This is a genomic window from Lentisphaera profundi (assembly GCF_028728065.1).
Classification (GTDB): Bacteria; Verrucomicrobiota; Lentisphaeria; order Lentisphaerales; family Lentisphaeraceae; genus Lentisphaera; species Lentisphaera profundi.
This window is the reverse complement of the sequence record NZ_CP117811.1, coordinates 369,830-384,500: the sequence shown is the minus strand read 5'-3', so window position 1 is coordinate 384,500 and position 14,671 is coordinate 369,830. Positions and strand designations below refer to the sequence as shown.

The window sequence follows — 14,671 nt, the reverse complement described above, 5'->3', positions numbered from 1 at the left end:
TTATTTCGCACTTACTAATTTTTTAAGATTTCGAAAGGACTGACTTTCACTACTATAGGAATAAATGCTCTGTTGAGCTTCTAATTCCGCTAGTACTTGCTGTGCCTCTTGCTTTTCACCCGCAAGCCAATGTTGACGTACGGCTTCACGCAAGCAATCATTTTCGAATTCTTTGCTATCGGTTTCAAAACGCTGGGCTATATCTGTATAAACCTTTGCGGATTCATTATAACGACCCTTAGCACTCAAGCCTCGCGCAAAAGCCACGAGCTCGTTAGCTGATTCAGTATCGGGCATTTTTAGGTCGTGATCAATATCGCTTTCCTGTATACTAATGGCGCCGGCTACTTCTTGCTTAGAGTCATTGTCGGTGTTCGTTGATGAACAACTCGCTAAACTCGCTAGTGCTAATATTGCGATCCATGATTTCATTTGTTTACCTCTGTTTTTTATTTTATCACAAAGGTCTTTCGTGAGCTTTTTAGGCTTCTGACAAGTTTTTGAAAAAAAGTTAATAATTTTTAAACAATGAGCCAAATCATCAGCGAGATTCCATAATCCGAATGAAAAACCCTGCGCGCCTTCACTATTTTATTTCACGTTGACTGATGTCGAATAATCACAGCTTTTCTAGACAGATAAAAAAGGCCCTGTACTTTACGTACAGAGCCTTTTTTGAAAACTAATTAATTTAAGTCATTAAGGAATTGACTTAATCTCTTCTATCAATGAGCCTTCGGTCAAAGTCGATGAAAGTACTCGCCATTCGCTACCATCAAAGACGACGTAGACGGGAACGGCTTTGCGACCATACTTTTTAATCGCTTCTGACAAGGCTGGGTTTTCATTTGTCATATCGGCTTCAAAGAGCTTCACTCCTTTTGCGAGGAAGGCTTCATAAGTCCCTTGCTTGCGAATAGCTGTATTCTTATTCCATTGGCAAATCCCACACCATTTAGCGGTGAAGTCAACAAAATAAGGCTTGCCTTCTGCTTCGAGTTTTTGAATCTCAACTTCATCATAGGGATTCCAAACAATTTCTTTTGGGACTTCCGCGGAGATAACGCCCCCCTGCTGACTGGCATCATAGGCAAAAACTAAACTATAACCACCAATGAGCACTGCTAGACCAATAGCAATCTTACGAACTTTCGCACTCATCCAAGGAGTTCCCCACGCGCCATAAATCCACAGGGCTAAAGCTAGGCCAACCATTGCAGCGAGCACTCTAATTGCCCAATCAACATCAATCATTGCGGCGAGTGACCAGAAAAAGTAAACCACTGCAAGCATCATCATGAAACCCATAGATTGCTTAAAGCGCTCCATCCAATCTCCTGGTCTTGGTAAGAATTTTAATAATTCAGGCTTAAAGCCCAAAATCAAGTAAGGAAGACTCAGACCCAAGCCCATTGCCGTAAATGACATTAACAAGGGAAAATTGGACATGCCGAAGGTTGCCGCAAGAGCCGCACCTAAGAAAGGACCGGCACAAGGCGTGGCCACTACTGTGGCCAACACACCACTCATAAATGAACCACCATGACCTTCTTTTTTAACTTTTTGGCCCGCTCCCGTCAAGGAAACTCCCATCTCAAACAAACCGAAGAAATTAAGTGCGATTACGAATAAGAGTATCACCATACCTAGTAAAAAGGCTGGATCTTGTAACTGGAAACCCCAGGTCAAATTCGGATTTTTAGCTTTGAGAATGATAATAAAAAATGAAAGTACCCAGAAAGAAAGAATCACCCCACCTGAATAAGCCAGACCATGACTTAAGGCGCTACCTTTGCCATCTTTAGATAGCTTAAGAAAGCTTTGGACTTTGAGGGCCAGCACCGGGAACACGCAGGGCATTAAATTAAGTAACAAGCCCCCAATGAACATATAAGCAATCGTAATCCAAAAACTAGGTTTCTCTGCTTCTACGGCTACTTCATCACTTCCGCCTTCACTAACCGTCGAAATCATTGTAGTCACAGAACTCAAAGTTGATGAATCTACGGCATAGGCTTCTTGGCTTCCATTGGCTTTAATAAGCAGGGTACCTAATAAGATTTGATCTTTCTTGTCCGCATTTTCAGCGAAAGCTAAATGCGTTTGTAAGCGCGCGCCCTCTTCTTTCCATTTCTGGTCGAAGGCCATTAAGTTTTCTGAATCATTGAAGAAGAAAACTTTCGCGTCGTCCTGGGGCTTCACGACACTAATATCAAAACCTGCATCACTGCGTATTACTTGGACATCTAGTTCAGCGTCCAATTCTTGGGGTAAATAATGAGAGGCCTTTTTAAGTTGCTCATCAAATGCTGGGTTAAGTTTCTCTGCACCAATAGTCAGCGACCCTGGAAAAGTTAAGGTTTGAGGAGCAAAACAATTTTTATCATCGCACACTTGAAACAAATTATTGAGCTCAATTTTTTGCTCACCCTTTAAGCCCGCTTTCTTTTTCACGGTCAATAAATGCCACGAACCACCCACATAAGCATAGGTTTTTTGTCCAAAGAAAAATTTATACTTTGGCGAGCCCCAAACGACATTAAGTAATTCCATACCCTCAGGCAAGCTTGCTTCTATATCAAAAGGAACCCCGCTCTCACCGCCGTTTTTCCAGTAATAACTAAAACCATCCGATATCGTTGTTTTTACGAGAATGCGCTGAGTTTCTTTTTCCCAGGAGCTATACTCGGGGATAATCTCGGTCTTGATTAAGTCTTCATACGAAGGGACACCAAACTGCCCCCAAGCGAATTGACTACAAAACAAAGCCAAAAGTAATAATAGTTTTTCCATTTTATTCTATCCTCTTTAATTTTTATGATCTGTAAACACTTCTAAATTTTAGACAAATCCTTACAGCTCTTTGATACTTTTTTGTGACTAAACTTTTAATCACTTCCGAAAAACGAGTATTTTAACTAAAAACCCATCTTCAAAAGCCACTTCTCACAGGATTGACGCCACTGGGCATAATGAGCATCTCTGCGATAATCGATGGTCCCCAAACCCACTCCATGAGCGCCATCGGGGTAGACATGTAGCTCATGAGCCACTTTAGCTTTCTGCAAAGCCATTGCGTATAAATAGGAATTCTCCACTGGCACCGCCTCATCTTCTGCCGTATGCCATAAAAAGCTTGCTGGTGTTTTTGCGCTCACCGCATTTTCGAGCGAAGTTTTGTAAACGAGATCAGCATCAGGCTTCTCACCCAAAAGATTTTCACGTGAGCCCAAGTGTGCAAATTCACCCCAAGAAATCACCGGATAAGACAAGATACATAAGTCCGGCCGAGCATCTATCGCCTCTAAAGCATCATTGAGATCAGTATTTTTTTCAGCCCATAAATTAGATAAACTCGCCGCCAAATGACCTCCTGCGGAAAAACCGATAACGCCCACTCTTTTTGGGTCAATATTAAACTCTTTGGCATGGGCACGAATGTATTGCATTGCACGGCGCGCATCATTCAATGGCTGAGGATAACGACTTGGCGCCACTGAATAATCCAACACAAAGGCACTTATCCCCATGCTATTTAACCATGAAGCGACAGGGTCGCCTTCTTGTTCAGAGCAAAAACTATAGGAGCCACCAGGTAAAACTAATACAGCCGCAAAGTCTTCGCCACTCTCTAAAGCAAAAGGTGTGAGCGTCACTCGCTTTGGCAAGTCCGGATATACATCGCCCCATAAATCTATCTTATCGTATTTACCCATAAATCTATCCCTCTTTAAGATTTAGTAACTTCATTCGCTATGAATGAGGCGATATACTCTAGCGACTCTTCTTTCATACCAGAACCAAATTTCATTTCCTTTGATCCACCTTGGATATGAATACATTTCATTGGCCTGTTATTCTGCCTAATACCCGAGTAATCCACTGTTACTCTCGTGTTTTTCTGATAGAGAAACTTTCGTTTCCAGCCCAATGGTCCCAAGCCTACAAACACCGTTCCTCTACCATTATTTAAAGTCACGAGCCATTTACCGAATAGAGCAAAGAGACAAACTGAAGTCAGTACGATTGTTCCGAACAAAAAGGGTAAACCAAAAAGGGACTGCGTTAAATCAAATTCTCCCTTCATAATTTGGCGGCCGTAAATGCCCCACATAGAGAAACCTCCCCATGCGGCAGTAAAGGGAATCAAAAATAAGACTATAGGACTCATTTTTTTATAAACGATACTCTTGCCATCACCAAAATCTGGTTCGATCCTAATATGCTTAGGCATTTTCAATTCATTAAAATCTGGCACCTCAGCTTGACCACTTATGTCTGCAAATGAACAAGTCTTGCCACAACTTCGACACAAGGCAATATCAGTACTCACATTTACATCATCAATTGATACTTGGGCACTACACTCTGGACACTTATACATTATCACTCCTCATTAAGTCTTCAAAATAGAGACTTTTTTACCTATCTACAAGTTATATCAAGAGATTACATCCATTTAGCTTTACACTTTATAAGAAACAGATTTCTTCACAATATTTAATCCTCAATCATTAAGCCGATTAATTCCTTGTCCAAGAGGATAAATAAGCTTGCATACAGGCTCTAGTCCGTTAAAATAAAAGGATCAATTCGGAGTTCTCAATTTGTCATTTTTTCCTCAGCTACTTTTTGCGGCTTTCGCAATATGTCTTTGCTCATGTGATCAACAAGGTCAGGGCGTGGACTTTGAAAAACGAAGTATCTCCTACTCCCTCTCCCAAGAACCCCCCACACTCAGTAGTATTGGCCCCGTTTCATCTGTAGCTTTCACCGTGCAAGCTCATGTTTTCGAAGGACTGATGCGCATGGATGAGAATAAAAAACTCGTCGGTGGAGTCGCTGATTCTTGGGAAATTAAAAAAGATTCCGCCCTATTTAAAATTAGAAAAAATGCCAAATGGTCGGATGGAAGTGCGGTGACCGCACATGACTTTGTTTACGCATGGCAAATCGCCAGCTCTCCCAAAAATGAATATAATTTTATCATGGCGCCCATAAAAAACGCAAGCGCTATTGCCAAAGGCGAATTATCTCCAGATAAGCTAGGAATCAAAGCACTCGATGATTACACCCTAAGCATTGACTTCGCTTACCCATGTGCCTATTTCCCTACGCTCACCACTTTCGTGACCTTCATGCCTATGAAACAAAGTTTTCACGAGCAATTTCCCGGACGAGAATATGCCTCAGATGCCGACAAAATCCTTTATAATGGCCCCTTCACCATCAGTCGCTGGACCAAAGAAACTCAAATCGAGCTCAGTAAAAACATCCATTACTGGAACAAAGATAATATTTGGTTAAACGAAATTAAGATGCCCATCATTGATCAACCAAGAACAGTTTTAAACATGTTCTTATCAAGTGATCTTTGCATGGCTTCTTTAGATGCCGATAATATAAAAAGTGCTTTGAAAAATCACATCCCTATTAAAGCTCACAATTCGGGATATGTGACTTACATAGAGTTTAATCAACGCCCTGGACGACTCACTACCAACAAAAAACTTCGCCAAGCCATTGCTTTAGTCACTAGCTCAAGTGACCTCGTTAATAAAGTCATTGGTATCCCTGGAAATTTCCCGGCTCAAAGCTTATTCCCCTCTTGGTTACCGGGAGCAGAGCAAGAACTTTACCGCGAACACAATTTCATCCCTCAAGAAACCAACTACGAAAAAGCTAAAGCTTTAATTCAGCAAGCTCGTCAAGAACTCAAACTCGAAAAGATCAAACTCACTTATCTCGTCACCGATTCCCCTGGATCCATCAAAACTGCCGAATATATCCAATTCCAACTCAAACATAGGCTCGATATTGACCTAGCCATTGATATACAGACCTTCAAATTGCGTATCGAAAAATCAAACCGCGGGGATTTTGACCTTGTTGGTGGAGGCTGGGGACCTGACTACTACGACCCTATGACTTTTGGTGACCTCTTTACTAGCTGGAACAACAATAATCGCGGACGATTTAAAAACGAAGCATACGACCAATTAGTTCGTGAGGCCAACGAATCTATCGACCCCAAACTTAGAAGTCTCAACTTTCTCAAAATGCACCAAATCCTCCTCGAAGAAGTCCCCATCCATCCTTTAGTTGAGCGTGGCAGTGTCTACATAAGTGACCCCCGCTTAAAAAATGTTCTACGTGTGATTTCTGGCGGCGATCCCAATTTCATTTATGCGAGAATTGATCAGTGAAGAAATACATTCTCAAACGTCTTTGGCATGGAGTGATAACTATACTCTTTATCACCACCACTACTTTCTTTGCCATGCACATGGTCCCTGGCGATCCCCTGAGTAGCGAAAAAGCCATCACTCCCGAAACTCGTAAAGCACTCGAAGCTGAATACGGGATTGATAAACCAATTATCACTCAATATTTTATCTTTCTCAAAAAAACTTTTATCGACACCGACCTCGGTTTTTCCTATACTAATCGCAATCGTAAAGTCAACGATATTATTACGGACCATTTTCCCGTCTCTGCTAAGCTAGGCCTTTTGGCCATTTTCTTCGCCAGTTCAGGCGCCATCATGTGGGGTGCTATTGCCGCAAAATACCGCAACCGACTCCCCGATTACACGAGTATGATGCTCGTTATTCTCTTTATTTCTGTCCCTTCCTTTGTTTTTGCGAGTGGCGCCCAGATGCTCATCGTCAAACTCAATGCGGCCACGGGCTGGAACTTACCCTATCGGGGAACTGAATCTTTTATCTCCCAAATAATACCCGCCATGATCCTAGGCTTAGGCACTATGGCTTTCTTAACTCGAATTATGCGCTCATCTTTACTCGAAGTCATTCATTCAGATTACATCCGTACCGCACGCGCCAAAGGCTTAAGTCCTAGACAAATATTCTTCAATCACGAATTGCGAAATGCTGTCTTGCCAGTTATAACCATCATTGGCCCCGCGATTGCTTCTATTACTACCGGGAGTTTTGTCATTGAAACGATCTTCACCATTCCAGGATTGGGTAAATTTTTTGTTCAGGCCGTTCAACAAAATGATTACACCGTCATCATGGGCACCACCGTTTTCTACGGTAGTTTTTTAGTCATCACGGTACTTGCCGTAGATATCCTTTACGGTTTCATTGATCCTCGAATTCAAGTCGAGAAGTAAGCTATGAAAGCCACAAAAAACATTCCGAAAATTGAAGAACTGGATTTTACACCTCTCCCAAAAAGTGCCGTTAATGAAGAAAAAATGCGCCCTTCGCAATCCTATTGGCAAGATGCTATGCGTCGTTTCTGTAAAAATAAACGCGCCATGCTTGCGGCTCTAAGTTTAATGCTAATGCTGGCACTCTGTATACTGGGGCCTTTTATTTGGCGAGTTGATCCTAACCTGCAACAGCTTAACGAAGCCCTCCAATCACCTTCGTGGAGCTTTCAAGGTAGATCCGCGCAAGTCATTGCCGATCCCGACAATTCGGATCGTCCCACCTTTATACCGCACCCAGGCGAACTTAGCGAAGCCGTGAAAGAACTCAAAACAGTCGGGCTGGCTAGCACCGTACAAATACATATTTCTTGGCAGGCCTTGCGAGGCGCCCACTCATTTAAAGTTTTTCGCAATGAATACCCTCCTCTCAATCGCGCTACCCTAGGCGTACCCCTTGCCGAAGTCAGAGGACTCGAATACCGCGACGCACTCAAACTTGAGCTCATTGACTATTATTACTCAGTTGTTGCTCTTGATCAAAATGGCCAAGAAAGCGATCTCTACTCCACTTATCAAGTGAACGTTGAGCAAGCCTTTAGCCTTTCGGAAGCCAAAAGACATGGGCACGACGTTAAAGTCGGCGACCACGTTATGCTCAGTGCTCACCCGCTAGGAACTGACAGCCTCGGACGAGATCTCTTGGCTCGGATTATGAAAGGTGGTCAAGTCTCGCTGTATATCGGGATTATTGCGCCCTTTATTTATATCATCCTGGGAATTCTCATCGGAGGTATTTCAGGTTACCTCGGAGGCAAAATTGATAGCCTCATCATGCGCTTTACTGATTTCGTCATTGCCCTGCCCTTCTTACTTTTTATGATTCTTTTCAAAGTCGCAGCAGGCAATGCTTCGGAGAACTCCATCAACATTATTTTATTTTCACTCATCCTCTTATCCTGGCCCGGAAGTGCTCGACTCATTCGAGGCCAAGTGCTCCAACTCCGAGAAGAACCCTATATACAAGCGGCTCGACTCTTAGGCGGTAGCCCGCTCTACATTATCATCCGTCATCTTTTGCCCAATACCTTAGGCGTCATCTTAGTTAGCTTAAGTTTTGCCATCCCTTCCTGTATTTTCACCGAAGCCTTTTTATCATTCATCGGCATGGGAGTCGTACTTCCCGATACTTCATGGGGCGCCATGTGCAACGAAGGTGTGAAACTCATGATTACTTACCCGTATTTACTGATCGTCCCCTCGATTTTCATTAGCATAACCGTACTCGCCTTCAATGTGCTCGGCGATGGCCTACGCGATGCGCTCGATGCAAAAATGAGGTCCAAAGAATGAGCATACTAGAAATCAATAACCTCCAGGTGGAATTCGATACCTATGGCGGAACTGTTCATGCCGTCCGAGGCTTGGACATCAGCGTTGCTAAAGGGAAAACCTTAGCCGTCGTCGGAGAATCCGGTTGCGGAAAATCGGTTAGTTTCCAAGCTATCATGGGGCTCTTACCTATGCCTCCTGGTCGTATCACTTCGGGTTCCGCTAAATTCATGGGTCAAGATCTCTTAAAACTTAAAGATCGTGAGATGAGAAAATTGCGCGGTTCGCAAATCGCGATGATCTTCCAAGATCCGATGAGCTCTCTCAATCCCACTAAAAAAATTGGAGCCCAAATCGCAGAGTCACTCATTATCCACAAAGGTATGAGCCGTAAAGACGCACTTAAAGAAAGCCTTCACTTACTCGAACTCACTCGCATTGCCGACGCCAAAAAACGCCTCAATCAATACCCTTTCGAGTTCTCTGGTGGCATGCTTCAACGAGTCATGATTGCCATAGCAGTTGCCTGCAAACCGCAATTACTCATTGCTGATGAGCCGACTACGGCACTAGACGTCACCATACAGGACCAAATCCTCGCCCTCTTAAAAGACTTACAAAGAGAATACGAGATGTCTTTAATCCTGATAACTCACGACCTCGGCGTCGTCGCCAGAATGGCTGATGAAGTTGCCGTCATGTATGCAGGACAAATCCTCGAACAAGGCTCGGTAGATGATGTCTTCTATCGCTCGGCACATCCTTATACCCTTGGACTCAAACAAGCCTTACCCCACTCACAAGAAGGAAAATCATCAAAGTTAATCCCCATTGATGGCCTCCCTCCAGATTTGTTCTCTCCGCCAAAAGCCTGTTCCTATGTGAGCCGTTGCCCCATGGCTTCCCAAGTCTGTAAAGATAAAGCCCCGCTAATCTTTGAAGCTGAAGAAAAGCATTTTAGTCGCTGTTGGCTCCAGCACCCGCAAGCACCCCCTCAGCCTCAACTCTTTTGCGGAGATCGCACATGATCGAAATTAAAGACGTCTCAAAGCATTTTGACTTAGGAAAAAATCATCATATCAAAGCTCTTGATAAGGTGAGTCTGCAAATACATGAAAAGGAAATTTTGGGCTTAGTTGGAGAATCTGGCTCAGGAAAATCCACCCTCGGAAAAGTTTTAGCAGGCTTACACAGCAAAACATCGGGAACCATTACTTATAATAATTCGACTCTTCCTGACAGCTATTCAGCAAAAGATTTCCTGCGACTCTCAAAAGAAATGCAAATGATTTTCCAGGATCCCTATTCTTCTTTAAATCCCCGTATGACTGTAGGTGAAATTATTGGCGAAGGGCTCAGCCTGCGTAAAGAATCTAAAAAAGTCATCCAAGAAAAAGTTCAGAAGTGGCTACTAAAAGTCGGCTTGCACCCTGATCATGCCTCGCGCTTTCCCCATGAATTTTCGGGTGGTCAGCGTCAACGTATCGGCATTGCACGTGCACTCATTGTCGAGCCCAAGTTCGTCATCTGTGACGAGCCCATTTCAGCTCTCGATGTTTCCGTTCAAGCCCAGGTCATTCAACTTCTTCAGGATTTAAAAAATGACTTCGGCCTCACGCTACTGTTTATTGCTCATGACCTCTCCATGGTCCGACACATCTCAGATCGCATTGCCGTGCTCTACTTAGGACAAATCATGGAAATTGGCCCTGCCGATGAAGTTTTCTTTCACGCCAAGCATCCCTACACGCAAAAGCTCAATGCCTCCAACCCCATTCCTGACCCCAAGCGGGAGCGTCAAAACCCTCAAATCAAAATGGATAATAGCGAGATCCCCTCTCCTTCAGAAGTCCTCTCAGGATGCCCCTTTGCGAGTCGCTGCCCACATGTCACCCAAATCTGCCGTGACGAACGCCCCCAACTCATAAAGCATAACAATGACCACCAAGTCGCTTGCCATCACTTAAATGATGTATAATATCTATCATCTCAACAAAGTAGATTATTTAATATTATTAATTAAATTTGCCAATTCACTATCTTGTGGATACGAAGCTAAGGCATAAACAAGACTGTCGTTAGCTTTTTCATAATTTTTGTTAGTAATATAAAGACTAATTAAATTTTGATAATTTTTTGAGGAAGGGTCTAATATAACTAATTGCTCTGAAAGCTCGATAACTTTTTTTATATTAGCTTCATCAATATTATAGGTTGCGAGTTGTTCTTTAATACCGCTAATATGCCTTCTATACTCATTAAGCTCTTGTTCCAGTTTCAACTTCGCTATAAGCCTTTTTTTACTTTCCATACTTTTGTGGTTGAGCTCTAGCTCTAGAAAATCTTTATCTATTACTATATCATTAACATTTAAATAACCCTGATAACAAAATGAGCCCAAAGAAATGAAAAATAGAGATAAGACGAGACTTATATTCTTATGCCGGCTAAGTAATAACTTAATTAACCTTATTTGACTCGCGTCTTCTGCTACAGTGGCATAACCATGTAACCACGAGTCAACATCAACCTTTAAATCACTGGTCTTCTGATAACGTTCACTAAGATTCACTGCCATAGCTTTTCGAATAACTGAATTGAGAATTTCTGAAGATCTTTTACAGCCAGAGTTAAATATTGTTTTTTTGCTAAAATCAAGATCCCCTTTGAGTTTCTCTTTAAATATATTTTTTATGGCGCTCTGTGAAAATGGATTAGATAAATATACTATCCGATAGAGTATGACTCCTAAGGCATATATATCTGCCCTCGTATCTATTTCAAAATCAGCGCATATCTGCTCCGGTGCCATGTACATTGGAGTGCCTAAAAACTGCCCGTATGCGGTAGCTTCTGATTGTGTATCCGACATTTCTCTTAAAGTTCTCACAAAAGAATCTTCAAAATCATATATAGATTGCTTCCTCAAAAGTTGTTTGGTCTCCCATGGAGTGCATACTTTGGCTATGCCCCAGTCCATTACGTAGACTTCACCATATTGACCAATCATTATATTATCAGGTTTTAAATCACGATGTACGATATATTTAGATGCTGCATAGGTTATAGCATCACAGATTTTAATGAAAATTTGTAGGAGTACACGAAGCGGGTATTGAGAAATATATTTCTCATTATTGGCCGCTACTTGTTTTAAAATCTCTTCTAGCGTTTCTCCTCTTACCAATTTCATAGCATAAAAGGGCTCTCCATTCTTACCTTGGCATAGATCATATATCGAGATAATTGATGGGTGATCTAATTGTGAGGTGATCTGTACTTCTTCAATGAAGCGTTGCTTATCTAGTTCTGCTATACCTTTTTTAGGATGCATCATTTTCAATGCAACATATCTTTGACATTTCAGATCTTTTGCAAGAAAAACATAAGCCATCCCCCCCTTTGCCAGTAGTCGAATGATTTTATATCTTGACTCTAACCCTAGAAGCTGTGCCCCTGAATCTATCTTAGCATCCACCGTGCTTAGTTCACTTACTATATTTAATGTTTCCATACTACCGTCCTAGTTTTATCATCCTGTCAGGAGGATTACCATACTATCAGAAGGTATGACAAGCAATAAATAAAACATAGTATGCCTTAAGTGAGCCCTATCTGAACCACAAGTGAACTATGAGATGATATTTTATCGGACTATTTTAGAACACAATATATTTAGACAGATATGTCGTAAATTCATTAAAAAATTTGCAAATAACTCCTTCGGGTAAAAGAGTAGTGCATTAGGATTCTATAATTACGTTTAAATTAAACTTGGAGATGCATTTGAAAATTATTGTCGCTTATTTCATATTTGTTTCTTTTGGATTTGGGCAACCGGAGAAGGAGCAAGTCATTTTTACAAAATTCCACGATAAAATTATTAATCTCAAACAAAATGAAGCCAGTGAAGTTTTAATCAAAAATGCTAAGCAGACACCCTCCATCACAGCAGATTTATTAGTCATTTATATTTATTCCCATATAACTATCAAGATTCGCGAAAATCTTCTTCGTAGTTCATGGCTCGATCTTTACGTAAAACGATTATAATAAATTACATCATTATAGTCCATTTCACCCGGTCTCGGAGGTGCCGATTTTACTTTTTCCCCTATAGCAATACACATAGTAATAATATGATTATCGGGGAGTCGAACAATCTCTGCAAGTTGGCTATGTGAATAGTCTCCCATAGGTGTAGAATCATATCCCATTTCTGTAGCTGCGAGCATTAAATTTTGAGCAGCGAGAGCACAGGATTTCATAGCATCATAACATATATACAGCGGATTGTTCTGATAATATATCTCCATATTTTCCTGTACATGATTACTTACATTCTCTGGTGTATTTCTCCATAGATATTTAGCATGATTTTTCCATGCTCAACTACGTATGACAATGATATTAAAATAGTTGAAACTTTTTCACCGCCATCAACAAGGGTGTCAAAATCCGCGTTTTTTCTATTGGTGAATTTAGTTGCTGCCTGAGGCTTGGCAGGCTATCCATATAGATGATTAATAGCACAGAGGGACTGCTAACGCTAAAAAAGACATCTAGAGGCCCATTCTCGGCGCATGTATGACCAGATCATAAGATGCTTGTAGTCAAGTGATTAGGACTACTTTACTTTTTGGTTTTAATCTATATCTTCTTGCATATGAAGAAGATAACTAAAACAGAAGAACGAAACCTAAAGCGCTGGTGTTTAATCCAAGAGTTTCGAAAGTCCCTAACAAAGGAACTTGAACACCACCCTAAACATCCTTCTGAAGATGACCCTCGCCGCAAATTACATTACCTAGATTATGCTTCAGCAATCCTTTTTACTCTGTTCAACCCTGTGCTTAAACCTATGCGTGGCCTTTGTGCCGCAAGCGAACTCAAAAAAGTTCAAGAACATGTCACTTTCAGTAAAATCAGCTTGGGTAGTTTTTCGGAAGCTCAGCACGTATTCGATGCTGATGCATTACAAAAACTTGTTCAGAAATTAACTGCTAAGGTTCAGCCCGATAAACTTCAAAATCGAAGTCTTTTAGCGGCAGCCAAGGACTTGGTTGCCGTTGACGGAAGCTTATTTCAAACACTAACGAGAGTTTTGTGGGCGGATTGGTTAGATGAAAATCATAAAGCAGCAAAACTTCACCTAGGGTTCTCATTACTCAAAGAGAAAGCGGTCAATGCCGTTATCACTGCCGTAATAGTTGTGAACGTAAAGCCTTGCTCAAAATGGTACAACCAGGTGTGATGTATGTGTGTGATCGCTATTACGGATTGGATTACAGCTACTTCGAAGAACTTCGCCAGCGTGGCGCACTTTTCACTATACGAATTCGAAACAAACCCAAAATCACTGTGATCGAAGAATATGAAGTCTCTGATGAAGATCGCAAGGAAGGCGTCATCTCTGATCAACTTGTCTACCTTGGCGATACCGACCGTAAACTTAAACCAATCAGATTAGTAAGAACTGGTGCATTTAACGACAAAGAAATCCTCTTGGTTACTTCTGAGGGGCCCGAGAAACTCAATGCTGCACTCATCAGTACTATTTATCGTCAACGCTGGCAAATTGAAGTCTTTTTCAAATGGCTCAAGTCCATCTTGGGTTGCCGCAAATTACTAGCTGAATCTTCTAATGGTGTCGCAATACAGATGTATTGCGCACTTATCGCCGCCATCATGTTATTCGACTTGTTTGGCAAAAAACCAACCCTAAGACAAATGGAGATGATACAGTTCTTTTTCCTGCGCTATGCCTCAGTGGAAGAACTTGATGATGCTATTGCGAAAAATAAACAGGGCTAAGAATATAGACGCTCGTTTTACAAGGGTCTTGTAATTCACTCCTCCCCTGATCATGTTCAACGAACTGTTGAAGTTTTTAAAAATTTGACTCAGAAACTTTTCAGCGTCAGATTTTTTGTGATTCAGGATGTCTTTGCCAAAACAAAGCTAAGATGGCGAACACTTCTGTGTCATGAGTATAATAACTAGACAATATACAGATTATATCTATCTAATCAATCTCACAATTTTTCTCTGACCTCAAAACGAGGGGCTTCTATTACTTTTATTATAGATTGAATGCATTTGTCTAGATCTTAAGTGATGGAGATCTTATTTTATCACCTAACACACCGCCTCTTGGGATTC

14 protein-coding genes are annotated in these 14,671 nt (G+C 41.6%); 8 read left to right on the top strand and 6 right to left on the bottom strand.

All coding sequences use genetic code 11. The features are described from left to right. The 4 genes from PQO03_RS01460 to PQO03_RS01445 all read right to left on the bottom strand — a co-directional run bounded on the left by PQO03_RS01460 (window position 1) and on the right by PQO03_RS01445 (window position 4,384). Window positions 1-432 carry a hypothetical protein gene (locus PQO03_RS01460; protein ID WP_274150699.1) on the bottom strand — a complete coding sequence of 144 codons (432 nt, stop codon included), beginning with the start codon at window positions 430-432 and terminating at the stop codon, window positions 1-3. 267 nt (window positions 433-699) lie between these two features. Beyond that, a complete protein-coding gene (locus tag PQO03_RS01455) occupies window positions 700-2,793 on the bottom strand; it encodes a protein-disulfide reductase DsbD family protein (RefSeq protein ID WP_274150698.1) in 2,094 nt (697 codons plus the stop codon). Between the two features lie 125 nt (window positions 2,794-2,918). Then, complete coding sequence (locus PQO03_RS01450; protein WP_274150697.1) at window positions 2,919-3,716, bottom strand: alpha/beta hydrolase; 798 nt, start codon at window positions 3,714-3,716, stop codon at window positions 2,919-2,921. 14 nt (window positions 3,717-3,730) lie between these two features. Next, window positions 3,731-4,384, bottom strand: a complete 654-nt coding sequence (locus tag PQO03_RS01445) for a hypothetical protein (protein ID WP_274150696.1) — start codon at window positions 4,382-4,384, stop codon at window positions 3,731-3,733. A gap of 223 nt (window positions 4,385-4,607) precedes the next feature. Here PQO03_RS01445 and PQO03_RS01440 point away from each other — a divergent pair, with 223 nt between their 5' ends. The 5 genes from PQO03_RS01440 to PQO03_RS01420 are packed head-to-tail and all read left to right on the top strand — an operon-like array spanning window position 4,608 to window position 10,487. Continuing rightward, complete coding sequence (locus PQO03_RS01440) at window positions 4,608-6,206, top strand: peptide ABC transporter substrate-binding protein (protein ID WP_274150695.1); 1,599 nt, start codon at window positions 4,608-4,610, stop codon at window positions 6,204-6,206. Then, a complete protein-coding gene (locus PQO03_RS01435) occupies window positions 6,203-7,138 on the top strand; it encodes an ABC transporter permease (protein ID WP_274150694.1) in 936 nt (311 codons plus the stop codon). The genes PQO03_RS01440 and PQO03_RS01435 overlap by 4 nt, the downstream gene beginning before the upstream one ends. Window positions 7,139-7,141: 3 nt before the next feature. Beyond that, entirely contained in the window at window positions 7,142-8,530 is a 1,389-nt protein-coding gene (locus PQO03_RS01430) for an ABC transporter permease (RefSeq protein WP_274150693.1), read from the top strand. Then, window positions 8,527-9,537 carry an ABC transporter ATP-binding protein gene (locus PQO03_RS01425; protein WP_274150692.1) on the top strand — a complete coding sequence of 337 codons (1,011 nt, stop codon included), beginning with the start codon at window positions 8,527-8,529 and terminating at the stop codon, window positions 9,535-9,537. Before PQO03_RS01430 ends, PQO03_RS01425 begins: the two co-directional genes overlap by 4 nt. Beyond that, entirely contained in the window at window positions 9,534-10,487 is a 954-nt protein-coding gene (locus tag PQO03_RS01420) for an ABC transporter ATP-binding protein (protein ID WP_274150691.1), read from the top strand. The genes PQO03_RS01425 and PQO03_RS01420 overlap by 4 nt, the downstream gene beginning before the upstream one ends. A 24-nt stretch (window positions 10,488-10,511) precedes the next feature. On the opposite strand, the gene PQO03_RS01415 is transcribed toward PQO03_RS01420, so the two are convergent. Then, window positions 10,512-12,023: a serine/threonine-protein kinase gene (locus PQO03_RS01415; protein ID WP_274150690.1), complete on the bottom strand. Its 1,512-nt coding sequence runs from the start codon at window positions 12,021-12,023 to the stop codon at window positions 10,512-10,514. A 272-nt stretch (window positions 12,024-12,295) separates the two neighbouring features. Between PQO03_RS01415 and PQO03_RS01410 the strand changes: the two genes are divergently transcribed. After that, window positions 12,296-12,562, top strand: coding sequence for a hypothetical protein (locus PQO03_RS01410; RefSeq protein ID WP_274150689.1), 267 nt, complete (start codon window positions 12,296-12,298; stop codon window positions 12,560-12,562). Here PQO03_RS01410 and PQO03_RS22025 read toward each other — a convergent pair. Next, entirely contained in the window at window positions 12,544-12,777 is a 234-nt protein-coding gene (locus tag PQO03_RS22025) for a nitroreductase family protein (RefSeq protein ID WP_420792842.1), read from the bottom strand. The genes PQO03_RS01410 and PQO03_RS22025 overlap by 19 nt on opposite strands. 398 nt (window positions 12,778-13,175) lie before the next feature. Between PQO03_RS22025 and PQO03_RS01405 the strand changes: the two genes are divergently transcribed. Next, window positions 13,176-13,763: a hypothetical protein gene (locus tag PQO03_RS01405; protein WP_274150688.1), complete on the top strand. Its 588-nt coding sequence runs from the start codon at window positions 13,176-13,178 to the stop codon at window positions 13,761-13,763. After that, entirely contained in the window at window positions 13,745-14,323 is a 579-nt protein-coding gene (locus PQO03_RS01400) for a transposase (protein ID WP_274151793.1), read from the top strand. Before PQO03_RS01405 ends, PQO03_RS01400 begins: the two co-directional genes overlap by 19 nt. The last annotated feature ends 348 nt before the right edge of the window (window positions 14,324-14,671 follow it).

Coding starts and splice junctions, on each gene's coding strand:
- PQO03_RS01420 (WP_274150691.1), top strand. CDS start 9,534: ATGATCGAAATTAAAGACGTCTCAAAGCATTTTGACTTAGGAAAAAAT.
- PQO03_RS22025 (WP_420792842.1), bottom strand. CDS start 12,777: ATGAAATCCTGTGCTCTCGCTGCTCAAAATTTAATGCTCGCAGCTACA.
- PQO03_RS01425 (WP_274150692.1), top strand. CDS start 8,527: ATGAGCATACTAGAAATCAATAACCTCCAGGTGGAATTCGATACCTAT.
- PQO03_RS01455 (WP_274150698.1), bottom strand. CDS start 2,793: ATGGAAAAACTATTATTACTTTTGGCTTTGTTTTGTAGTCAATTCGCT.
- PQO03_RS01430 (WP_274150693.1), top strand. CDS start 7,142: ATGAAAGCCACAAAAAACATTCCGAAAATTGAAGAACTGGATTTTACA.
- PQO03_RS01415 (WP_274150690.1), bottom strand. CDS start 12,023: ATGGAAACATTAAATATAGTAAGTGAACTAAGCACGGTGGATGCTAAG.
- PQO03_RS01405 (WP_274150688.1), top strand. CDS start 13,176: ATGAAGAAGATAACTAAAACAGAAGAACGAAACCTAAAGCGCTGGTGT.
- PQO03_RS01400 (WP_274151793.1), top strand. CDS start 13,745: ATGGTACAACCAGGTGTGATGTATGTGTGTGATCGCTATTACGGATTG.
- PQO03_RS01460 (WP_274150699.1), bottom strand. CDS start 432: ATGAAATCATGGATCGCAATATTAGCACTAGCGAGTTTAGCGAGTTGT.
- PQO03_RS01450 (WP_274150697.1), bottom strand. CDS start 3,716: ATGGGTAAATACGATAAGATAGATTTATGGGGCGATGTATATCCGGAC.
- PQO03_RS01445 (WP_274150696.1), bottom strand. CDS start 4,384: ATGTATAAGTGTCCAGAGTGTAGTGCCCAAGTATCAATTGATGATGTA.